Genomic DNA, 21,568 nt, shown 5'->3' on the forward strand with positions numbered 1-21,568 from the left:
TGCCGCGAAGGCGGCGATGCCTGGAACCAGTGAGGCAGTTGGCTCCGGAGCACCGGCCCCACCAGCCGGGAGAACACGCCGTCCGTGCCCAGCGCCGCGTCGACCCGTTCGCCGAAGTCCCGGGTGGGGGCCTTCTTCACCGTCTCGATCCGGCCGACCAGCGAGCCCGTGACGAAGACGCACGAGCCCAACTGGGCCTGGTTCAGGCCGGTTGCCTCTCTGCGGCGGCGCAGTGCCGCGCCGTAGTGGTCCAGCGGCGATGCGCCGGGGTCGAGGCTGCGCATGTGGACCATCGCGTCGGCCCCCGGTTCGTTGTGGCTCCCGCGACCGTAAGCACCCCTGCGTATCCGGGTGAGGTGAATCACGCAGGACACCTCGAACGCGGTACCTACCGGCGCGTAGGGCACGATGGCCTGATCCGTACGACCCCGTCCAGGAGGACCCATGGCGCCCGCCGCTCCCAAGCCGGAGATCCTTGCCGCCTTCGAGGCCGCCAAGGGCTTCATGCCCGTGGGTGAGGGCCTCGCCCTGTACGCCGCCGCCGCCGACGCCGGTGCGCTCGGGCTGCCGCTGCTGGAGGTGGGGACGTACTGCGGGCGCTCGACGATCCTGCTGGCGGACGCGGCACGGGAGGCCGGCACGGTCGCCGTGACCGTGGACCACCACCGGGGCAGCGAGGAGCAGCAGCCCGGCTGGGACTACCACGACCCGGAGACGGTGGACCCCGAGGTCGGCCTCATGGACACGCTGCCCACGTTCCGCCGCACGCTGCACAAGGCCGGTCTCGAGGAGCATGTCGTCGCGGTCGTCGGCCGGTCGCCGCAGGTGGCGAAGGTGTGGGGCGGCAAGGCGGGGCTCGTCTTCATCGACGGCGGCCACACCGACGAGCACGCGACCAACGACTACGAGGGCTGGGCACCGCATGTCGCGGAGGGCGGGCTGCTGGTGATCCACGACGTCTTCCCCGACCCGGTGGACGAGTGGACCGGCCAGGCCCCGTACCGCATCTACCTCCGCGCCTTGGCGTCGGGCGCGTTCACCGAGGTCTCGGCCACGGACTCGCTGCGCGTCCTGCGCCGCACGGGCCCGGGCATCTGACAGCCGCCCCCGGACCGGGGCCGCACGCCGTACAGGGGCCGGTCGGGTGCGACACCCTCGACCAGGCCGACCACCGGACCCACCGCCCGCTAGCATCGCGACCGTGTCGTACGACGAGAACCAGCACCGTGATCCCCGGCCGCGTCCCTCCCGGCGCGGCCTCGTCGCCGTCGTCGCCGGCGCGGCGCTCGTGGTGGGCGGTGCGGGCGGATGGCTGGTGTGGCAGGCCGACGGCTCCGGGGGCGGCAGCGGCCCGGCCGGGTCCGCGACCTCCGCGGGCAAACCGGGTGGCTCCAAGGCCCCGTCGCCGTCAGCGGCCCCGTCCGGTTCGAGGACCGTCGCGCCGCCCGCCTCGTCCCCCGCGCCCTCCCCTTCCAGGAAGGCCGGTCCCCTCGCGGGGAAGGTCGTCGTGGTGGACCCGGGGCACAATCCCGGGAACTTCTCGCACACCCGCGAGATCAACCGCCAGGTGGACATCGGAACCAACCGCAAGGAATGCGACACGACAGGCACGGCGACCTCCGACGGTTACCGTGAAGCCGATTTCACCCTCGATGTTTCACGACGTCTGCGCACACTCCTCGAAGAGCAGGGCGCACAGGTCGAATTCACCCAGGACGGCGATCGTCCGTTCGGTCCGTGCATCGACGAACGGGCACGATTCGGCAACGAAGCGGGGGCCGATGCGGTCATCTCGGTCCACGCGGACGGGTCGGCCGTCGGCAACCGCGGATTCCACGTGATCCTCCCCGATCGGGTCAAGGCGGGCGCCGCCGACACCTCGAAGATCGTGGGCCCCTCGCGCGAACTCGGCGAACGCATCGCCGGCCGGTTCCTCCGCGCCACCGGAAGCTCCCCGTCCAATTACGTGGGCGACGGAACCGGCCTCGACGTGCGCAAAGATCTGGGCGGACTGAACCTTTCGACCGTGCCCAAAGTCTTCATCGAATGCGGCAATATGCGGGATCCTGAGGACGTCGCTCTGCTCACCAGCCCGAGCTGGCGGCAGAAGGCGGCCCAGGGAATGGCGGACGGCATCAGCAGCTACCTACAACGGTGAGTGCGATACCGGGCGGACGCCCGGAACCGGCAGACGATAGATTCACCTCTACGATGGGGAGTCACCCCCGAGCTCCGCGTCCGCGCACACCGCCCGCACAGGCGGCAGCGAAGACCGCCCCGATGATGAGACGACGACAAAGGATTTTTACGTGAACATCCGCTCCCTCACTCGAGGCGACGGCGTGGTGATCGGAGCAGCGGTGGTGCTGTTCATCGCCTCGTTCCTCAGCTTCACCAGCTACGAATGCCCCGGCGGTGGCGACTGTGGCCCCACTTTCAACGCCTGGGACTCCTTGAGCACGGTGATGTCCATCTACATCGGCGGCATCATCGGCGCCGCGCTGCTGATCCTCAGCCGCGGCATGCCGGGCCGCAAGGTCGCGGGTCTCGACCTCGGCCAGTTCGGCGTCGCCCTCACCATCTTCGCGCTCTGGACGATGTTCTGGACGATCATCGACATGAACAGCGCGGGCGCCGGCGCCATCCTCGGCCTGTTGGGCACCATCGCCCTGGCCGGCGGCGCCGTCGCCACTCCGCTGGTCCCGGCCCTCAAGGCCCCGCTCGTCGGTGCCCCGCGTCCGGCGGCCGTCCAGCCGCAGTACGGCATGCAGCCCCAGCCGCAGGGTGGTTACGGCTACCCGGGCGCCGGTGCCGGTCAGCCGTCGTACGGTGGCCAGCCGGGTCAGCCGCAGCCCTACGGCGCGCAGGGCGGGCAGCCGCAGGCCGCCGCCCAGCCCGCCGCCGCGGGCCCGGCCGACGCCTCCCAGGGCGGCGCCCCGTCGGACTTCACCCCGTTCTGGTTCGCCGTGCCGGTGGCCCGTCCGCTGTACGGCGAGGACGGTTCGCCGACGCCGATCGCCGAACTGGCGCCCGGCACCTGGTACCTGGCGGTGGAACAGCGCGGTCCGGGTCTCGTGGCCCAGACGCAGGACGGCCGTCGTGGTGTTCTCCAGGACACCTCGGGCATCCAGCGCGGCTGATCCCTCTCGCACACAGCGCGGCCCCTCGCCCTTCCGGGCGGGGGGCCGTTGCCTTATTCTGACGCCCCGTCAGAACGCGGCCCGGGCGGGGGAAGGACGGACCGTCATGCGACTCGGACTCGCCCTCGGCTACTGGGGCCGCGGCCCCGACCCCGGACAGCTCGAACTGGCCCGCGAGGCCGAACGCCTCGGCTACGACTCCGTGTGGACGGCGGAGGCATGGGGGTCGGACGCGTTCACCCCACTCACCTGGATCGCGGCCCACACGTCCCGCATCCGGCTGGGAACCGCCGTTGCGCAGATGGCCGCACGCACCCCGACGGCGACCGCGATGCACGCGCTGACCCTCGATCACCTGTCCGGCGGCCGGATGATGCTGGGGCTCGGCCTGTCGGGACCGCAGGTGGTGGAGGGGTGGTACGGCCGCCCGTTCCCCGGCAGCCCGCTCACCGCGACCCGCGAGTACGTCGATGTGATCCGTCAGGTCCTCGCCCGGGAGGGGCCGGTGGAGCTGGCCGGGCGCTTCCACCGCCACCCGTACACGGGCGACGACGGCACCGGAACGGGCAGGCCCCTGCGGCCCATCACCCATCCGCTGCGCGCGGACCTGCCCGTACTGCTGGGGGCGGAGGGGCCGAAGAACATCGCGCAGACGACCCGTATCGCGGACGGGTGGCTGCCCCTGTACTGGTCCCCGCTGCGGACGGACGTCTACGCGGAGTCCCTCGCCGACCTCCCGGCGGGCTTCATGGTCGCCCCGATGGCCCGGGCGCGGGTCTGCGACGACGTCGCCGAGGGTCTGCTGCCCGTGAAGGCGATGCTCGGCTTCTACATCGGCGGCATGGGGCACGCGACCCGCAACTTCCACGCCGGTCTGATGGCGCGGATGGGGTTCGCGGCGGAGGCCCGCCGGATCCAGGAACTCTTCCTGGCGGGCCGCAGACAGGAGGCGGTGCTCGCCGTGCCCGACGACTTCGCGGACGAGATCTCGTTCGTCGGACCGCGTGAACGCATCGCGGAGCGGCTGGAACTGTGGCGGACCGGACCGGTCACGGACCTGCTGGTCACGGCGCCGGACCCGAACACGCTGCGGGTGCTGGCCGAGCTGAACACGTAGCGGCGGCCTCAGCCGCCGAGTTCGGACGTGGAGGGCACCTTGTCCTTCGACTGGCGCGCCCGCGCTCTCGCGGCGAGGCACTGATTCCCTCCCCGCAGGGAGGGGAGGATTCAAACAGGCGCAAGCGGCAACACGCTGAACATGACAACACGCACGAGCAGTACCACCACAGCGGCGAGAGTCGTGGCCGTCGTAGCGGACGTCATGGCCTTCATCATCGGCCTGTGGATCCTGATGTACCTTCTGGACGCCAACAGGGCCAACGACCTTGTCGAGTTCGTCCGCGAGACGGCCCGTTGGCTGGCCGGCTGGTCCCACGACCTGTTCACCTTCGACAAGGAATGGGCGCGGGTGGTCGCGGGATACGGGCTGGCGGCGATCGTCTACCTGTTCATCGGCCACGCCGCGGCGGGTGCGCTGCGGCGCCGCTGACCGCCTGCGGCGGGCCTGTCCCCCTACCCGCCCCTTCCCGAAACCGGGGCAAGCCCCGGCCCCCGTGCCGCCCTGCGGGCGGCGTACCGCGCTTCGCGCGGCGCCCTCGATCTTCCCCTACGGCCTGGCGGCCGTGGGAGGTGCCCCCGGGCGGACTTGATTTCGCTGCGCGAAATCAGCCTCGCCGGCGTTTGAGGCACGGGGGCGGAGCCCCCGAAACATCGCGCGGAGCGCGGTGACGGGTCCGGGCGGAGCCCGGTTCCGGGAAGGGCCGGGTAGGGAAACACGCCCCGCGCAGCGGCCATGCCCCCGCTCAGCCCACCTCGCAGCAGTCCGGCGCCAGCCCCACCGGCAGGCGCTCCCCGCCGAACACCGCCGTCGTCGCCTCGTCACCACCGAGCGCCGCCACGGCGAGCAGCAGCGACCCCGCCGTCCATGTCGTCTGTTCCTCGGGCCATATCGCGCGCTCGCCCTCGAAGACGTAGCCGGTCCAGTACAGGCCGCCTTCCGCGCGAAGGTGCTGGATGGACTGGAGGATCTCCAGGGCACGGTCGGACTCGCCCACCGCCCACAGCGCGAGCGCCAGTTCGCAGCTCTCGCCGCCGGTGACCCACGGGTTCGGCAGGACGCACCGCACGCCGAGGCCGGGCACGACGAAGTCGTCCCAGCGGGACTCGATGCGGGCCTTGGCCTCGTCGCCGGTCACCGCGCCGCCGAGAACGGGGTAGTACCAGTCCATCGAGTAGCGGTCCTTGTCGAGAAACCGCTCGGGGTGGTGGCGGACGGCGTGGGCGAGCGCTCCGGCCGCGAGTTCCCAGTCGGGCTGGGGTTCCTCGCGTTCCTCCGCGACGGCCAGCGCGCAGCGCAGCGCGTGGTGGATGGAGGAACTGCCGGTCAGCAGGGCGTCATTGACCGCCGTCCCGTCCGGCTCGCGCTTCCAGCCGATCTGGCCGCCGGGCTGCTGGAGCCCGAGGACGAACTCGACGGCCGCGTACACCACCGGCCACATCCGGTCGAGGAAGCCCTCGTCGCCGGTGGCAAGGTAGTGGTGCCACACGCCGACCGCGATGTAGGCGCAGAAGTTGCTCTCGCGGCCGTGGTCCGTGACGGCGGCCGGGTCACCGTCGTGGTAGGCGGCGTACCAGGAGCCGTCGTCGTTCTGGTGCCGGGCCAGCCACTCGTAGGCGCGGGCGGCGGCGTCGTGCTCGCCCGCCGCGTCGAGCGCCATCGCGGCCTCGGTGTGGTCCCACGGGTCGAGGTGGTGGCCGCGGAACCAGGGGATCGCGCCGTCGGGGCGCTGCACGGCGAGGATCCCCGCGACGGTCTCCACAGCCTCCTCGGCGCTCAGGACCCCGGGCAGGACAAGGTGTTCGGTACGTCCTGGCAGCGTCACTTGGCAGCGTCCACGGGCAGGTGCGGCTTGGTCGCGTACGCCACGAAGCTCTTGCCGATGAGCGGGTTCAGCGCCTGCTCGGCGATGCGGGTGGCCAGCGGCTTCTTCATGATGTCCCAGACGAGGAGCTTGTGGTACGCCTTCACCGGCAGCGCCTTGTCGTTGTCGACGCCGAAGGCGCACTTGAGCCACCAGTACGGCGAGTGCAGCGCGTGGGCGTGGTGGGTGCCGTACGGCCGCAGGCCCGCCTGCTTCATCTTGGCGAGCAGTTCGTCGGCCTTGTAGATGCGGATGTGGCCGCCCTCGACCTCGTGGTAGGCGTCGCTGAGCGCCCAGCAGACCTTCTCGGGGCCGTAGCGCGGCACGGTGACCGCGATGCGGCCGCCGGGCCGCAGGACGCGGACCATCTCGGCGAGCACTCCCTTGTCGTCGGGGATGTGCTCCATCACCTCGGAGATGATGACGACGTCGAACGACTCGTCGGGGAAGGGCAGGTTGAGGGCGTCGCCCTCCATGGCCGTGGCCGTCGCGCCGGCGGGGGCCTCTCCGGCCTCCTTCATCGCGGCGAACCACTTGGCGACCTCGCGGATCTCCTCGCCGTTCTGGTCGAGGGCAACGACCTGCGCTCCGCGCCGGTAGCACTCGAACGCGTGCCGGCCTGCGCCGCAGCCCAGATCGAGCACTCGGTCGCCCGGGGCGAGCGGAAAGCGGGAGAAGTCGACGGTCAGCACGGGGGTCTGCCTTCCTGGGGGCGGAGCTCGGGTCTTCCTGGTGGGGCTGGGGTCAGTGGGTGCGTACGGAAGCGGCGGACGATGCGGCGATCGCCTCGCGGTAGCGTTCCGCGGTGCCGATCGCGGCCTGCTTCCAGGTGAAGCGGGCCAGCACCCTGGCCCGTCCGGCGTCGCCGAGCCGGGCCCGCAGGTCCGGATCGCCGAGGAGCCGGCGCAGGGCGGCGGCCAGGGCCTCCGCGTCGCCGGGCGGCACGGCCAGGCAGGTCTCGCCGTCGGGGCCGGCGACCTCGGGGATCGCGCCGCCGGTGGTGGCGACGAGCGGTGTGCCGGTGGCCATGGCCTCCGCGGCGGGCAGGGAGAAGCCCTCGTACAAGGACGGCACGCAGGCGATCTGGGCGCTGCGCACCAGGTCGACGAGTTCCGCGTCGGAGATGCCCTTGACGAACCGGACGGCGTCCTCGAGGCCGTAGCGCTCGATGAGCTGCGCCACCGGGCCGTCCTCGGCGCGCTTGCCGACGACGACGAGGTGGGCGTCCGGGTTCTCGGTGCGGAGCTTGGCGAGCGCCTCGACGAGGTGGACGAGCCCCTTGAGGGGGACGTCGGCGCTGGAGGTGGTGACGATCCGGCCGGGGACCTCGGCGACGGAGGCGTCCGGCGAGAAGAGGTCGGTGTCGGCGCCGATGTGGACGACGTGGACGCGGTCGCGCCGTACGCCGAGGTGGTCGACGATCTCCTGCTGCGAGGAGCCGGAGACGGTGAGCACGGAGGGCAGCCGGCGGGCGACGCGCTTCTGCATGCGGGTGAAGCCGTACCAGCGGCGCACGGACGCGCGGCGCTGCCAGCTCCCCGCGGCGTCGAGGTCCAGCTGCCGGTCGACGGTGATCGGATGGTGGATCGTCGTGACCAGCGGGGCGCCGATGTCGCCGAGGAGGCCGTAGCCGAGGGTCTGGTTGTCGTGGACGACGTCGAACTCGCCGCGCCGGGCCAGCAGGTGGCGGCGGGCGCGCAGCGAGAACGTCAGCGGCTCCGGGAAGCCCCCGGTCCACATGGTGGCGACCTCGAGTGCGTCGATCCAGTCCCGGTACTCGCCGCGGCCGGGCGTGCGGAACGGGTCGGGGCTGCGGTACAGGTCGAGGCTGGGCAGCTCGGTGAGCGGCACGCCCTCGTCGAGGACCGGGTAGGGCTGGGCGCCGATCACCTCGACGCGGTGGCCGAGCCGGGCGAGTTCCCGCGACAGGTGGCGTACGTAGACGCCCTGGCCGCCGCAGAACGGGTTCCCCTTGTACGTCAGGAGGGCGATGCGCAGCGGGCTGTCATCGCTGCCGGACGTGCCTGACGTGCCCGCCCGGGGGCCGGCCTCTATGGCCTCTGCGGTCACCCGGGGCCCCCTTCTCACTGCGTTTCGGCGGAGCCTAATCGGTCGCGCTAATCTAGAACAAGTTTCAGAGTTGATGGTTCAAGGGACTTCGAATCTACCGGGCGGTAGCGCGAGTGTGATCGGCGGATCAGGTGATTCCCGCCACGGCGGGCGGGCGAAGGACGGACACGGGGACCGATGACAGCGCAAGGAAGGCCGACGATGCCCGCGACGCCGCCCCTCACCGAACGGCAGGAGGCGCGTCGCCGCCGCATTCTGCATGCGAGCGCCCGGCTCGCGAGCCGTGGCGGGTTCGACGCGGTGCAGATGCGGGAGGTCGCCGAGTCCTCGAGCGTCGCGCTCGGCACGCTGTACCGCTACTTCCCTTCCAAGATCCATCTGCTGGTCGCGACCATGCAGGACCAGCTCCAGCAGATGCACACAACGCTGCGCAAGCGCCCTCCGGGCGGGGAGAGCCCCTCCGAGCGGGTCGCGGAGACGCTGATGCGGGCCTTCCGGGCGCTCCAGCGCGAGCCGCACCTCGCGGACGCGATGGTGCGGGCGCTGACCTTCGCCGACCGCAGTGTGAGCCCCGAGGTGGACACCGTCTCGCGGCAGACGACGGCGATCATCCTGGACGCGATGGGGATCGAGCACCCGACGCCGGAGCAGCTCTCCGCCGTCCGCGTCATCGAGCACACCTGGCACTCGGCGCTGATCACCTGGCTGTCGGGGCGCGCCTCGATCGCCCAGGTGAAGATCGACATCGAGACGGTCTGCCGGCTGATCGACCTGACGTCTCCCGACGCGGCGCCGGGCCGTGCGGCGCCGAAGGACCGGCGCGGCACGGACTAGGGTCCTGCGGAACTCCGGGCGCAGCGGCTACTCCTCCGGCGGGAAGACGGGCTCGCCGCTGTCCGCCGCGGTGAGCGTGATGGCTTCCACCGGGCAGTTCTCGGCGGCGGCGAGGAGCTTCTCGTCGGCGTCGGCCGTGGTGGCCCGCGCGTGCGACTGGCGTGCCGCGTCGAGGTCGAAGCTGTCCGGGGCGTGGCCGACGCACATGCCGGAGCCGATGCACAGGGTGCGGTCCACCTCGACGCGCCAGCGGTCCCCCATCAGTGGCCCCCGTGTCCGGCGGGCAGGTGGATCATCTTGTGCTCGAGGAATTCGCCGTAGCCCTCGGGACCGAACTCACGGCCCACGCCGCTGTTCTTGTAGCCGCCGAAGGGGCCGAGCATGTCGAGACTGAAGGTGTTGACGTTGTAGGTGCCGGTCCGCACCCGGCGTGCGAAGTCGATGCCGTGCTCGACGTCGGCCGTCCACACGCTGCCGCTGAGGCCGTAGTCGGAGTCGTTCGCGATCGCGGCGGCCTCGTCCTCGTCTCCGTACGGGAGCAGGCAGATCACCGGGCCGAAGATCTCCTCGCGGGCGATCCGCATGGAGTTGTCGACGCCGCCGAAGAGGGTCGGCTCCACGTACCAGCCGCGGTCCCGTCCGGCCGGACGGCCGCCCCCGCACAGGATCTTGGCGCCCTCCTCCTGCCCGACGCGTATGTAGTCCAGGGAACGCCGCTGCTGGCGCTCGGCGACCAGCGGGCCGACCTGGGTGGCCGGGTCGAGGGGGTCGCCGACGACGAGCGCGGAGGCCGCGGCGGCGAAGGCCTCCGCGATCTCGTCGTAGCGGCTGCGGGGCGCGAGGATGCGGGTCTGGGCCACGCAGGCCTGGCCGTTGTTCATCCAGGCGGCCGGGACGATCCCGGCGACCGCGCTGGCGAGGTCGGCGTCGGGCAGGATCACGGCCGCCGACTTGCCGCCGAGTTCGAGGGTGACGCGGGTGAGGTTGCGCGAAGCGACCTCCATGACCCGGCGGCCGGCCTCGACCGAGCCGGTGAAGGAGACCTTGTCGACGCCCTTGTGCCCGACCAGGTACTCGCTGACCTCACGGCCCGCGGGCAGGATCGACAGGACTCCCTCCGGCAGTCCGGCCTCCCGCGCGATGTCGCCGAGGATGTACGAGTCGAGGGGCGTCTCCGGCGACGGCTTGAGGACGACGGTGCAGCCCGCGAGCAGCGCGGGGCCGAGCTTGGCGGCGGCGGTGAACTGCGGGACGTTCCACGGCACGACGGCCGCGACGACACCCACCGGCTCGCGCCGCACCAGGATCGGGCCGAGGACGCCGCTGCGCCGCTCCTCGTGCGTGAAGTCCCGGGCGACGGAGATCGCCGAGTCCCAGACCATCATCGCGCCGAGCGCCTGGGCGAGGACGCTCCACGAGTAGGGGGAGCCGTTCTGCGCGCTGATGGACCGGGCGATCTCCTCGTGCCGTACGGCGACTGCGTCCTTGATCCGGCCGACGACCTCGATCCGCTCCGCGAGCGTGGTGCGCGGCCAGGGCCCTTCGTCGAAGGCCCGGCGCGCGGCGGCCACCGCCCGGTCCACATCGGCGCGTGAGGCGTGCGGGACGCGGCCGAGGACCTGTTCGGTGTGCGGGGAGACCACCTCGATCACTTCCGTGCCGAGGGGGGCCGTCAACTCGCCGCCGATGAACAGTTCTCCGTGTTCCACGAGCTCGGTCATGACTGCTGCCTCCCGCCGGGGCGCACTATCTGACACAGTTTCAGAACTGATATCAGTTCCAGTTACAGGGGGCAATGGGCATGGCGTCGACGGACGGGGCAGCGGCTGGGCATGTGACCGACCACGGCGGCGGCGTCCGCTCGCTGCGCGTCCCCATCCCTGACAACCCGCTCGGCCACACCCTGGTGCACCTCCTCGACACCGATCGTGGGCCGGTCCTCGTCGACACCGGCTGGGACGACCCGACGGCCTGGGACACGCTCTCTGCGGGGCTGGCCGCCTGCGGCACCTCGCCCGCCGAGATCAACGGTGTCGTCGTCACCCACCACCACCCCGACCACCACGGGCTGTCCGGCCGCGTCCGCGAGGTGTCCGGGGCGTGGATCGCGATGCACGCCGCGGACGCCACCGTCGTGCGCCGCACCCGGGAGGCGGAACCGGGGCTGTGGCTCGACTACCTCGCCGGCAAACTCGCCCGCGCCGGGGCGCCCGAGTCGCACATCGCACCCCTGAGAGCCGCACGGGCCGCCGGTGGCGGGGGCGGGCTGCCCGGCCTGCGCCCGGCCTTGCCGGACCGGGAGATAGTCCCCGGCGAACTGCTCGACCTGGCGGGCCGCAGACTGCGGGCCGTATGGACGCCCGGCCACACTCCCGGCCATGTCTGCCTCCACCTCGAAGAAGCCCATCCGGCGGGCCGTCCCGGCAACGGCCGCCTCTTCTCCGGTGACCACCTCCTGCCCGGCATCACCCCGCACATCGGCCTCTACGAGGACCCCGACGACGCCACGGTCACCGACCCCCTCGGCGACTACCTCGACTCCCTGGAACGCGTCGGCCGGCTCGCCCCCGCCGAAGTGCTCCCCGCCCACCAGCACGCCTTCACCGGCGCCCGGGACCGGGTACGTGAACTGCTCGCCCACCACGAGCAGCGGCTCACCGGACTGCTGACACTGCTGGCCACGCCGCTCACGGCCTGGCAGGTCGCCGAGCGGATGGAGTGGAACAGACCCTGGGAGCAGATCCCGTACGGCTCCCGCAACATCGCCGTGTCCGAGGCGGAGGCGCATCTGCGGCGGCTGGTGAAGCTCGGCCGCGCGGAGGTCGCGGCGGGCGGGGAGCCGGCCCGGTACGTGGCGGTGTGACGGGCGCCCCACGTCCGGGGAGCCTGGCCGATGGACAGCGGTGTGACGGGCGCCCCACGTCCGGGTACGCGACCGGCCGGTAGAGTGGCGCCGTCGTCATCATTGCCCGTACGGGGGGAAGCCGGTGGAAATCCGGCGCTGACCCGCAACCGTGAGCCGCCGTCCGTGGTGGCAAGTCGGAATGCCCCGTACGAGGTCGTGACCGGCTCGTGTCACCGGCAGCCCGCCGGTGACCGGCACCGTCGAGGCATACGGAGCCGGAGCCCAGGTGCCTGAGCGTGCCCGTGCCCGGATCCCGCCGGGAGTACCGCAGGAGAGGCACCGCCCGCCATGACCACCGTTCGCCGCGGCGCAGCCGCGCTCGTCGCCTCCGCCGTGCTCGGCCTGTCCGCCGCACCCGCCGCCTTCGCGGCCCCCTCCCCCGCCCCGTCCGCAAAGCTGCCCGCCGGTCTCTACGGCAAGGGCGACCCGACCTACGACGGTGTGTGGCGGCAGTCGCTCGCCCTCCTCGCCCAGGACACCACCGGCGTGAGGCCCGCGGACGCGGCGGTCGCCTTCCTGACCGGGCAGCAGTGTGCGGGCGGCGGCTTCCCCTCGTACCGTGCCGACACCGCGAAGGACTGCGACGCGAAGCTGCCGCTCGACACCAACGCCAGTGCCGCCGCCGTGCAGGCGCTCGCCGCGCTCGGCGGGCAGGACTCCGTGGTCGACAAGACCGTCGGCTGGCTGAAGTCCGTGCAGAACGAGGACGGCGGCTGGGGCTACAACCCGGGCGGCGCGAGCGACGCCAACTCGACGTCCGTCGTCATCGGCGCGCTCGCCGCGGCCGGCGAGCAGCCCGCCGCCGCGAAGTCCAAGGGCGGCAAGACCCCTTACGACGCGCTGCTGACGTTCGCGAAGCCCTGCGGCGGCGAGGACGGCGGCGCGTTCGTCTACCAGGTCGCGTCCCCCGGCATCGTCGCCGACTCCACCGCGGCGGCCGTGCTCGCAGCCCACGGCAAGGGCCTGGCGGCGACCGGCGCCGGCACCGAGGACGCCAAGGGCACGGCCTGCGAGAAGGCCACCGACATCAAGGGCGCGGCGCACAACGGCGCGGCGTACCTCGCGAACGGACTGGCGAAGAAGGGCCACTTCGACACCCCGCCGATGCCGGGCGCCGACGACTCCTCACCCGCGCCGGACTTCGGCAACACGGCCGACGCGATCGTCGCGCTGTCCGCGCAGGGCCTTGCCGAGCAGGTGAAGAAGCCGCTGTCGTGGCTCCAGCAGAACTCGGCGGCCTGGGCGAAGCAGAACGGCCCCGCCGCCTACGCCCAGCTGATCTTCGCCGCCCGCGCGGCCGGCGCCGATCCGAAGGCCTTCGGCGGCCAGGACCTGGTCGCGGCCCTGAACTCGACCGGTCCCGCCCCGCAGGCGGCCGCCTCGCCGTCCGCCTCCGCGAAGAGCGAGGACTCCTCCGACTCCTCCGACTCGTCCTCCTCGACCTGGTGGATCGTGGGCGTGTTCTTCGTCGCGGCCGTCGGTGTCGGATTCCTGATCAGCGGCCGCAGGAAGAACCAGAGCTGATGCGCGCCCGCTTCCTCGCCCTTCTCGGCCTGTGCGCCCTGCTCACGGTGGCCGTCGCGGCTCCCGCACAGGCCGCGGGCTACCGCTACTGGTCGTTCTGGAAGAGCAGCGGCGGCGAGTGGACGTACGCCACGGAGGGCCCGGCGACCGCCCGCCCGGCCGACGGGTCCGTGCACGGCTTCCGGTTCTCCGTCAGCGAGGACAGCGGGGACGCGGCGACCCCGCGCACGGCGCCCGACTTCGCCGCGATCTGCGCGGGAACGCCCGCGAAGGACGGCACGAAGCGGCTCGCCCTCGTCATCGACTTCGGCACGGCGTCGGACGCCCCGCAGGGCGATACGCCGCCCGCACAGCGCACGGCGTGCGCGCGGGTCGCCCCGGAGGCGACGACGGCAGAGGCACTGGCGCAGGTGGCGAAGCCGCTGCGCTACAACAGCGAGGCGCTGCTGTGCGGGATCTCGGGCTACCCGGCCTCCGGCTGCGGCGACCAGGCCCTGCCGGCCGACCCGCCGGCTCCCGGCACCGGCTCGAGCACGGCCGTGGCCACGACGAAGGAACCGACCGGGGACGACGGCCCGTCGGTGGGCGTTTACGCGGGCATCGCGGCGGTCCTGACCCTGGCCGGAGCGGCGGTGTGGCGCTCCCGCCGCACCAACCGATGACCGCCCGCCCCGACCCGGCAGATCCAGCCCCGCCGGCGATCGAGGCACGGGCCCCGGGCCGGCGCCCCGGCGCACCGCACGGGGCCGGCGCACCCGACGGCCCCACCACGCCCACGGCTCCCACGCCGCGCGCTCAACCGAACGACCCGGCAGATCCAGCCCCGCCGGCGATCGAGGCACGGGCCCCGGACCGGCGCCCCGGCGCACCCCGCCGGGCCGGCGCGCCCCTCGCGCCCGGTCAGGCCCCGGACCGGCCCGCAGCGCACGGGGCCGTCGCACCACACGGCCCCGGCCACGGAACGCGCCCCCTGATCAACGCGCTCCGCGGGCTCCGCGCCCCCGTCGCGAGTCGGAGCAACGCCCTGCATGCCGGCGCCTGGTGGCTGTGGGCGCTCGGGCTGGCCGTCGCCGCCTCGCGGACGACGAACCCCCTCCTCCTCGGGCTGCTCGTCGGCGTCGCCGGCTACGTCGTGGCCGCCCGCCGTACCGACGCCCCGTGGGCCCGCTCCTACGGCGCCTTCGTCAAGCTCGGGCTGCTCGTCATCGGCGTACGCGTCCTCTTCTCCGTCGCCCTCGGCTCCCCCATCGCCGGTACGCACGTGCTGTTCACGCTCCCCGAGGTGCCGATGCCCGGCTGGGCGGACGGCGTGCGGATCGGGGGGCGGGTGTTCGCCGAGCAGATCGTGTTCGCGCTGTACGACGGCGCGAAACTGGCGACCCTGCTCATCTGCGTCGGCGCCGCCAACGCCCTCGCCAACCCCGCACGGCTCCTCAAGTCGCTGCCGGGCGCGCTGTACGAGGCCGGCGTCGCGGTCGTCGTCGCGATGACGTTCGCGCCGAACATGGTCGCGGACGTCCTCAGGCTGCGCACCGCCCGCCGCCTGCGGGGCCGCCCGACCGGCGGGGTGCGGGCCGTCGCCCAGATCGGGCTGCCGGTCCTGGAGGGCGCGCTGGAGCGGTCCGTCGCGGTCGCCGCGTCCATGGACGCCCGCGGTTACGGCCGCACCGCCCAGGTGCCGCCCGCCGTGCGGCACACCACGACGGCGCTCACCATGGGCGGGCTGCTCGGGGTGTGCGCCGGATCGTACGGGCTGCTCGCCGCGGAGGGCGCACGCTACGGCGTACCGCTGCTGGTCGGCGGGCTGGCAGCGGCGGCCGGTGGCCTGTGGCTGGGCGGCCGGCGTTCGGTCCGCAGCCGATACCGACCTGACCGGTGGGGTGCGCGGTCCTGGCTGGTGGCCGGTTCCGGCGCGGCCGTCGCCGCGCTGATGATCCGGGCGGCGACCGTACCGGGGAGCGAGGCGCTGCACCCCGGCGTCGTACCGCTGACGCCGCCCGAACTGCCGCTGTGGCCCGCGCTGTCCGTGCTGATCGGTCTGCTTCCGGCGTTCGTCGCGCCGGTTCCCGTAGGAGCCAAGGAGTCGTCCCGGTGATCCGCTTCGAGAACGTCTCCGTGACGTACGAGGGCGCTGCCGCGCCGACACTGGAGAACATCGACCTCACCGTCCCGGAAGGTGAACTGGTCCTGCTCGTCGGCCCGTCCGGCGTGGGGAAGTCGACCCTGCTCGGCGCGGTGTCCGGGCTCGTACCGCACTTCACGGGCGGGACGCTGCGCGGCCGGGTCACGGTCTGCGGCCGGGACACCCGCACCCACAGACCGCGCGAACTCGCGGACGTGGTCGGCACGGTGGGTCAGGACCCGCTCGCCCATTTCGTCACCGACACGGTCGAGGACGAACTCGCGTACGGCATGGAGTCGCTGGGCCTCGCCCCCGGCGTGATGCGGCGGCGGGTCGAGGAGACGCTCGACCTGCTGGGTCTGGTGGAGTTGCGCGACCGACCCATCGCGACGCTGTCCGGCGGCCAGCAGCAGCGTGTCGCGATCGGCTCTGTGCTGACGACGCACCCGAAGGTCCTCGTGCTCGACGAGCCGACGTCGGCGCTGGACCCGGCGGCGGCGGAGGAGGTCCTCGCGGTGCTGCAACGCCTCGTCCACGACCTGGGCACGACGGTGCTGATGGCGGAACACCGCCTGGAGCGGGTCGTCCAGTACGCGGACCGGGTGGTGCTCCTGCCCGCGCGCGGGGCCGGGCCCGTCGTCGGCGATCCGGCCACGGTGATGGCCGACTCGCCGGTCCGCCCACCGGTGGTGACGCTGGCCCGCCTGGCGGGCTGGTCCCCGATCCCCTTGTCGGTCCGCGACGCCCGCCGCCGCGCGGGCGCGCTGCGTGATCGCCTGGCGGGTACGGTCGCGCTGCCCCCGGGCGCCGGGGAGGCTGCTTTCGCGCGAAATTGGGCCCGTCCGGCGATTGAGGACACCGTGCGAAGCGCGGTACCGGGTCCGGGCGGAGTCCGGTTTCGGCAAGCGGGGGTCCTCCCACTGCCGCCAGGCCGTAGGGGGACGGGTGGGGAACAGGCCCCGCGCAGCGGCCCTGCGCACCGCCTCCTCGCCCGCCTCCTCCGCACCTCCCCACCCCCCGCGGCTTCGGCATCGCAAGCCACCCACCTCGTCGCCACCACCACCGCCCTCGCCGTCCGCCGCGCCCGCGTCGAGGCACTCCGGCGGGTCGACCTGGCCGTCGCCCCCGGCGAGACCGTCGCCCTGATGGGCCGCAACGGTGCCGGCAAGTCGACGCTGCTCAACGCCCTCGTCGGCATGGTCGAGCCGACGACGGGGACGGTCACGGTCGGCGGCCGCACCCCCCACCGCACGGACCCGCGCGAGTTGATCCGGCAGGTCGGGCTCGTACCGCAGGAGCCCCGCGACCTGCTCTACGCGGACACGGTGGCCGCCGAATGCGCGGCCGCCGACTCGGACGCGGACGCGGCCCCCGGCACCTGCCTGGCACTGGTCACCGAGCTGCTGCCGGGCGTGCCCGACGGGACCCACCCCCGTGACCTGTCGGAGGGGCAGCGTCTGGCGCTCGCGCTGGCGATCGTGCTCACCGGCCGCCCTGCGCTGCTGCTCCTCGACGAGCCGACCCGTGGCCTGGACTACGCGGCGAAGGCCCGGCTGGTGGCCGTGCTGAAGGGTCTCGCCGAGGACGGGCACGCGATCGTCCTGGCGACCCATGACGTGGAGCTGGCCGCCGAACTGGCGCACCGGGTGGTGATCCTGGCGGGCGGCGAAGTGGTCGCGGACGGACCGACGGCCGAAGTGGTGGTCTCCTCGCCCGCCTTCGCGCCGCAGGTCGCCAAGATCCTCGCGCCGCAGCCGTGGCTCACCGTCTCCCAGGTCGAGGCGGCCCTGGAGGAAGCCCCGTGAGCACCCCCGTCCCGCCCACGCCGGGGGTCACCCGTCCCGTCCGCCTCGGCCCCCGCTCGGTCGCCGCGCTCGTCCTGATCAGCGCGATCGGCGTGGTCTTCTTCGGCTGGCCGCTGCTCGCCGGGGAGAACTCGGGGCTCGCGGCGCACTCCGGCGACGCGCCGTGGCTGTTCGGTGCGCTGCTCCCGCTCCTGGTCGCCGTCGTCGTCGCGACGATCGCCGACAGCGGCATGGACGCGAAGGCGGTGGCGATGCTCGGGGTGCTGGCCGCGGTCGGGGCGGCGCTGAGACCGCTCGGGGCGGGGACGGCCGGGCTGGAGCCGATGTTCTTCCTGATGGTCCTGAGCGGCCGGGTCCTTGGTCCCGGTTTCGGGTTCGTGCTCGGCGCCGTCACCATGTTCGCGTCCGCGCTGCTGACGGGGGGCGTGGGGCCGTGGATGCCGTTCCAGATGCTGTCCATGGGCTGGTTCACGATGGGCGCGGGCCTGCTGCCGGGCCCGGAGCGGCTGCGGGGACGGGCGGAGCTGCTGATGCTCGCCGCGTACGGGGCGCTCGCGGCGTTCGCTTACGGCACGGTCATGAACCTGTACGGCTGGACGATCATCAGCGGCATGTCGTCCGGCATCTCTTTCCACGCCGGTGATCCGGTGCACGAGAACCTGGTCCGCTTCCTCGCGTACTGCGCGGCCACGTCCCTCGGCTGGGACCTCGGCCGTGCGCTGTTGACGGTGGTGCTGACGTTCACCATCGGCGCGACGCTGCTGAAGGCGCTGAGGCGGGCGACACGGCGGGCGGCGTTCGAGGCGCGGGCCACGTTCGAGGCGCCGGGCGGTGACCCGCGCCCGTGAGCCGACGGGGGCTCGGGCACGGCCCCGGAGCCGTACCGCAGTCCGACCCCGGCAGCCCGCGGCGCCGGACCCGGCGCCCCCCGCGACCCGCGCCGCGCACCCCTCAGATCCGCTGGATGATCGTGCCGGTCGCCTGCGCGCCGCCCGCGCACATGGCGATCAGCGCGAACTCCTTGTCCTGCCGTTCCAGTTCGTGGAGCGCCGTGGTGATGAGCCGGGCGCCCGTCGCACCGACCGGGTGCCCGATGGCTATGCCACCGCCGTTGATGTTGACCTTGTCGAGGTCCTGCTCGAACACCTGCGCCCAGCTGAGCACGACAGAGGCGAACGCCTCGTTGATCTCGATGACGTCGATGTCCTTGAGCGACATGCCGGCCCTGCCCAGCACCGCCCGGGTCGCGTCGATCGGGCCGTCGAGGTGGTAGTGAGGGTCGGCGCCGACGAGGGCCTGCGCGACGATACGGGCCCGTGGCTTCAGCTTGAGCGCCCGCGCCATGCGCTTGGACGCCCACATGAGGGCGGCCGCGCCGTCGGAGATCTGTGACGAGTTGCCGGCCGTGTGGACGGCGGTCGGCATGACCGGTTTCAGACCCGCGAGCGCCTCCGCCGACGTGTCGCGCAGTCCTTCGTCCCGGTCGACGAGCCGCCACATCCCTTGTCCCGCGGCCTGTTCCTGCTCCGTGGTCGGTACCTGCACGGCGTACGTCTCGCGTTTGAAGCGCTCCTCGCTCCACGCGGTCGCGGCCCGCTGCTGGGACAGCAGTCCGAGGCGGTCCACGTCCTCCCGCGTCAGTCCCCGGCGGCGGGCGATGCGCTCGGCGGCCTCGAACTGGTTGGGGAGGTCGACGTTCCACTCGTCGGGGAACGGTTTCCCGGGGCCGTGCTTGGACCCGCTGCCGAGCGGCACCCGCGACATCGCCTCGACGCCGCAGCTGATGCCGATGTCGATGACCCCGGCCGAGATCATGTTGGCGACCATGTGGCTCGCCTGCTGGGAAGAGCCGCACTGGCAGTCGACGGTGGTGGCCGCCGTCTCGTAGGGCAGGCCGACGGTGAGCCAGGCGGTGCGCGCGGGGTTCATGGACTGCTCGCCGGCGTGGGTGACCGTGCCGCCGACGATCTGCTCGACGCAGTCGGCGTGGATGCCGGTGCGCGCGAGGAGTTCACGGTAGGTCTCGCCCAGCAGGTAGGCGGGATGGAGGTTGGCGAGGAGTCCTCCCCGCTTGCCGATGGGCGTACGTACGGCTTCGACGATGACGGGTTCCGCGGCCATGAGCTCGTCCTCTCCTCGCGGCCGTCCGGGCGTCCCGGCGCCCTTCAGGGCCGAACTCTCGAAACTGTGGACTCTCCGGACTCTCGAACTTCGCGAACCGGTGAACCGGCGAACACGGCGAACTGGTACGCGTTCTAGTTCTGCAAGAAGTCTTATGAGTGCTACCGCCGGTACGCAAGGGTCTTGCACGCCTCTTACTGCACCCCCCGCAGGCAACAGTTCCTACCGTGAGCCTTGCTACTTGTAGAACTCGTTACTACCTTTCGGCCACTTCCTGATGGCCCATCAGACCGTCAGGCCGCGACCCGAAGCTGAAGCGGGAGCTGCCGATGTCCTGCCCCCACCTGCCCCCAGGGTTCGACTTCACCGACCCCGATCTCCTCCAGGCCCGTGTCCCCCATCCCGAGTTCGCCGAGATGCGGCGCACCGCGCCGGTCTGGTGGTGCGAACAGCCCGCCGGCATCTCCGGCTTCGACGACGAGGGCTACTGGGTCGTCACCCGGCACGCGGACGTCCGGCACGTCTCCACGCACCCGGAGCTCTTCTCCTCCTGGACCAACACGGCCGTCATCCGCTTCAACGAGTCCATCAGCCGTGACCAGATCGAGGTCCAGAAGCTGATCATGCTGAACATGGACCCGCCCGAGCACACCCGGGTCCGCCAGATCGTCCAGCGCGGCTTCACCCCGCGCGCCGTGCGCTCCCTGGAAGCCGCGCTGCGCCGGCGGGCGCGCTCGATCGTCGAGACGGCCCGGAGCGGCGCGAAGCCGGACGGCAGCTTCGACTTCGTCACGAACATCGCCGTGGAACTCCCCCTCCAGGCCATCGCCGAACTCATCGGCGTCCCCCAGGAGGACCGGTCCAAGATCTTCGACTGGTCCAACAAGATGGCCGCGTACGACGACCCCGAGTACGCCATCACGGAGGAGGTCGGCACGGAGGCGGCGATGGAGATCGTCTCGTACGCGATGAACCTGGCGGCGGCGCGGAAGGAGTGCCCGGCCGAGGACATCGTCAGCCGGCTCGTCGCGGCCGAAGGCGAAGGCAACCTGTCCTCGGACGAGTTCGGCTTCTTCGTCATCCTGCTGGCGGTGGCCGGGAACGAGACCACCCGCAACGCGATCAGCCACGGGATGCACGCCTTCCTGACCCACCCGGAGCAGTGGGAGCTCTACAAGCGGCTGCGCCCCGACACGACGGCGGAGGAGATCGTGCGCTGGGCGACGCCCGTCGTCTCCTTCCAGCGCACCGCGACCCAGGACGTCGTCCTGGGCGGCGCCCGCATCAAGAAGGGCGACCGCGTCGGCCTCTTCTACTCCTCCGCCAACAACGACCCCGCGGTCTTCGACCACCCGGAACGCTTCGACATCACCCGCGACCCCAACCCCCACCTCGGCTTCGGCGGCGGAGGTCCGCACTTCTGCCTGGGCAAGTCCCTGGCGGTCATGGAGATCAACCTGATCTTCGACGCGATAGCCGACACCCTCCCGGACCTCCGCCTCGCAGGCGACCCCCGCCGCCTGCGCTCGCCGTGGCTGAACGGAATCAAGGAACTCCAGGTCACCACGGGCGCCGCAGACCCGCACGGCTAGTGCGGTGACCGGGAAGGTTCACCTGGTTGCTGGTTGGTCGGCCTTGCAACCGTATGCTGCAGTCGCCCCCCAGACGGGAAAGGTTCTTGCCATGAAACTGCCGATCGGCAGAGTCCTGCTTATCGGGATGCTGCTCTGCGGCGGTCTGTTCGTTTGGGCGACGGCGACCAACCTTCAGGCAAAACAGTGCCTGGAGGGACAGCTGCATCCGGACTTCAACGGCACCACGATCACTGGACGGGGTTGTGAGGTGACAACGACATCCGGTGAGACCCTCGTCGTGCCGATCACCGGCCCGCCGTTCGAAGCCGGGGTGGCTGGGGCGCTCGGGTTCGTCGTCCTGGGCATGACGACCGTAGTCATGCTCGTCCGGCGCGCACATCGACGGTCGGACCAGCGGTAGCCGAAGCTCTTGGCGCCCTGCAGTGCCTTGGCAATCCCCGACGACATTGCCGAGGCCGCCGACTCCCCACC

Annotated in this window: 20 protein-coding genes, 1 pseudogene and 1 riboswitch; of the genes and pseudogenes, 14 read left to right on the forward strand and 7 right to left on the reverse strand. The window is 72.4% G+C overall.

What is annotated here, in order from left to right:
- Positions 1-20: 20 nt before the first annotated feature.
- Positions 21-293, reverse strand: a pseudogene (locus MDN94_RS00495) (helix-turn-helix domain-containing protein); the annotation flags it as partial.
- 151 nt (positions 294-444) lie between these two features.
- On the opposite strand from MDN94_RS00495, the gene MDN94_RS00500 reads away from it, so the two are divergent.
- From MDN94_RS00500 to MDN94_RS00520, 5 genes are all read left to right on the forward strand, one after another.
- Positions 445-1,098: a class I SAM-dependent methyltransferase gene (locus MDN94_RS00500; RefSeq protein ID WP_482724037.1), complete on the forward strand. Its 654-nt coding sequence runs from the start codon at positions 445-447 to the stop codon at positions 1,096-1,098.
- 103 nt (positions 1,099-1,201) lie between these two features.
- On the forward strand, positions 1,202-2,158 hold the full coding sequence (locus tag MDN94_RS00505; RefSeq protein ID WP_482724038.1) for an N-acetylmuramoyl-L-alanine amidase: 957 nt from the start codon (positions 1,202-1,204) through the stop codon (positions 2,156-2,158).
- Between the two features lie 151 nt (positions 2,159-2,309).
- Entirely contained in the window at positions 2,310-3,140 is an 831-nt protein-coding gene (locus MDN94_RS00510) for a hypothetical protein (RefSeq protein WP_482724039.1), read from the forward strand.
- A 106-nt stretch (positions 3,141-3,246) separates the two neighbouring features.
- On the forward strand, positions 3,247-4,257 hold the full coding sequence (locus tag MDN94_RS00515; protein WP_482724040.1) for an LLM class F420-dependent oxidoreductase: 1,011 nt from the start codon (positions 3,247-3,249) through the stop codon (positions 4,255-4,257).
- A 141-nt stretch (positions 4,258-4,398) separates the two neighbouring features.
- Positions 4,399-4,689 carry a hypothetical protein gene (locus MDN94_RS00520; RefSeq protein ID WP_482724041.1) on the forward strand — a complete coding sequence of 97 codons (291 nt, stop codon included), beginning with the start codon at positions 4,399-4,401 and terminating at the stop codon, positions 4,687-4,689.
- A 313-nt stretch (positions 4,690-5,002) separates the two neighbouring features.
- Here MDN94_RS00520 and MDN94_RS00525 read toward each other — a convergent pair whose 3' ends face one another.
- The 3 genes from MDN94_RS00525 to MDN94_RS00535 are packed head-to-tail and all read right to left on the reverse strand — an operon-like array spanning position 5,003 to position 8,191.
- A complete protein-coding gene (locus MDN94_RS00525; protein WP_482724042.1) occupies positions 5,003-6,082 on the reverse strand; it encodes a prenyltransferase/squalene oxidase repeat-containing protein in 1,080 nt (359 codons plus the stop codon).
- Positions 6,079-6,813, reverse strand: coding sequence for a class I SAM-dependent methyltransferase (locus MDN94_RS00530; RefSeq protein ID WP_482724043.1), 735 nt, complete (start codon positions 6,811-6,813; stop codon positions 6,079-6,081). Before MDN94_RS00530 ends, MDN94_RS00525 begins: the two co-directional genes overlap by 4 nt.
- Positions 6,814-6,865: 52 nt before the next feature.
- Positions 6,866-8,191 carry a glycosyltransferase family 4 protein gene (locus MDN94_RS00535; protein ID WP_482724044.1) on the reverse strand — a complete coding sequence of 442 codons (1,326 nt, stop codon included), beginning with the start codon at positions 8,189-8,191 and terminating at the stop codon, positions 6,866-6,868.
- Between the two features lie 177 nt (positions 8,192-8,368).
- On the opposite strand from MDN94_RS00535, the gene MDN94_RS00540 reads away from it, so the two are divergent.
- Positions 8,369-9,025, forward strand: a complete 657-nt coding sequence (locus tag MDN94_RS00540) for a TetR family transcriptional regulator (protein WP_482724045.1) — start codon at positions 8,369-8,371, stop codon at positions 9,023-9,025.
- A 27-nt stretch (positions 9,026-9,052) separates the two neighbouring features.
- Here MDN94_RS00540 and MDN94_RS00545 read toward each other — a convergent pair whose 3' ends face one another.
- Positions 9,053-9,286 (reverse strand): ferredoxin, encoded by a 234-nt coding sequence (locus tag MDN94_RS00545; RefSeq protein WP_005318281.1) that lies wholly within the window; start codon positions 9,284-9,286, stop codon positions 9,053-9,055.
- On the reverse strand, positions 9,286-10,746 hold the full coding sequence (locus MDN94_RS00550) for an aldehyde dehydrogenase (RefSeq protein WP_482724046.1): 1,461 nt from the start codon (positions 10,744-10,746) through the stop codon (positions 9,286-9,288). Before MDN94_RS00550 ends, MDN94_RS00545 begins: the two co-directional genes overlap by 1 nt.
- A gap of 80 nt (positions 10,747-10,826) precedes the next feature.
- Between MDN94_RS00550 and MDN94_RS00555 the strand changes: the two genes are divergently transcribed.
- From MDN94_RS00555 to MDN94_RS00580, 6 genes are all read left to right on the forward strand, one after another.
- Positions 10,827-11,888, forward strand: a complete 1,062-nt coding sequence (locus MDN94_RS00555) for a Strvi_7410 family MBL fold metallo-hydrolase (RefSeq protein WP_482724047.1) — start codon at positions 10,827-10,829, stop codon at positions 11,886-11,888.
- Between the two features lie 114 nt (positions 11,889-12,002).
- A riboswitch (cobalamin riboswitch) is annotated at positions 12,003-12,075 on the forward strand.
- Between the two features lie 143 nt (positions 12,076-12,218).
- On the forward strand, positions 12,219-13,454 hold the full coding sequence (locus MDN94_RS00560) for an SCO2321 family membrane protein (protein WP_482724048.1): 1,236 nt from the start codon (positions 12,219-12,221) through the stop codon (positions 13,452-13,454).
- Entirely contained in the window at positions 13,454-14,116 is a 663-nt protein-coding gene (locus tag MDN94_RS00565) for an SCO2322 family protein (protein ID WP_482724049.1), read from the forward strand. Before MDN94_RS00560 ends, MDN94_RS00565 begins: the two co-directional genes overlap by 1 nt.
- 308 nt (positions 14,117-14,424) lie before the next feature.
- On the forward strand, positions 14,425-15,549 hold the full coding sequence (locus MDN94_RS00570) for an energy-coupling factor transporter transmembrane protein EcfT (RefSeq protein ID WP_482726958.1): 1,125 nt from the start codon (positions 14,425-14,427) through the stop codon (positions 15,547-15,549).
- Complete coding sequence (locus MDN94_RS00575) at positions 15,546-17,381, forward strand: ABC transporter ATP-binding protein (RefSeq protein WP_482724050.1); 1,836 nt, start codon at positions 15,546-15,548, stop codon at positions 17,379-17,381. The genes MDN94_RS00570 and MDN94_RS00575 overlap by 4 nt, the downstream gene beginning before the upstream one ends.
- Positions 17,378-18,229 carry an ECF transporter S component gene (locus tag MDN94_RS00580; protein WP_482724051.1) on the forward strand — a complete coding sequence of 284 codons (852 nt, stop codon included), beginning with the start codon at positions 17,378-17,380 and terminating at the stop codon, positions 18,227-18,229. Before MDN94_RS00575 ends, MDN94_RS00580 begins: the two co-directional genes overlap by 4 nt.
- A gap of 103 nt (positions 18,230-18,332) precedes the next feature.
- Here the strand turns inward: MDN94_RS00580 and MDN94_RS00585 are convergent, their stop codons facing one another.
- Positions 18,333-19,502, reverse strand: coding sequence for a steroid 3-ketoacyl-CoA thiolase (locus MDN94_RS00585; RefSeq protein ID WP_482724052.1), 1,170 nt, complete (start codon positions 19,500-19,502; stop codon positions 18,333-18,335).
- 329 nt (positions 19,503-19,831) lie between these two features.
- Between MDN94_RS00585 and MDN94_RS00590 the strand changes: the two genes are divergently transcribed.
- The gene (locus tag MDN94_RS00590) at positions 19,832-21,094 is read left to right on the forward strand and encodes a cytochrome P450 (protein ID WP_482724053.1); all 1,263 of its coding nucleotides are present in this window, start codon (positions 19,832-19,834) and stop codon (positions 21,092-21,094) included.
- 91 nt (positions 21,095-21,185) lie between these two features.
- Positions 21,186-21,497: a hypothetical protein gene (locus tag MDN94_RS00595; RefSeq protein WP_482724054.1), complete on the forward strand. Its 312-nt coding sequence runs from the start codon at positions 21,186-21,188 to the stop codon at positions 21,495-21,497.
- The last annotated feature ends 71 nt before the right edge of the window (positions 21,498-21,568 follow it).

This window comes from Streptomyces sp. WAC00040, from assembly GCF_056835925.1.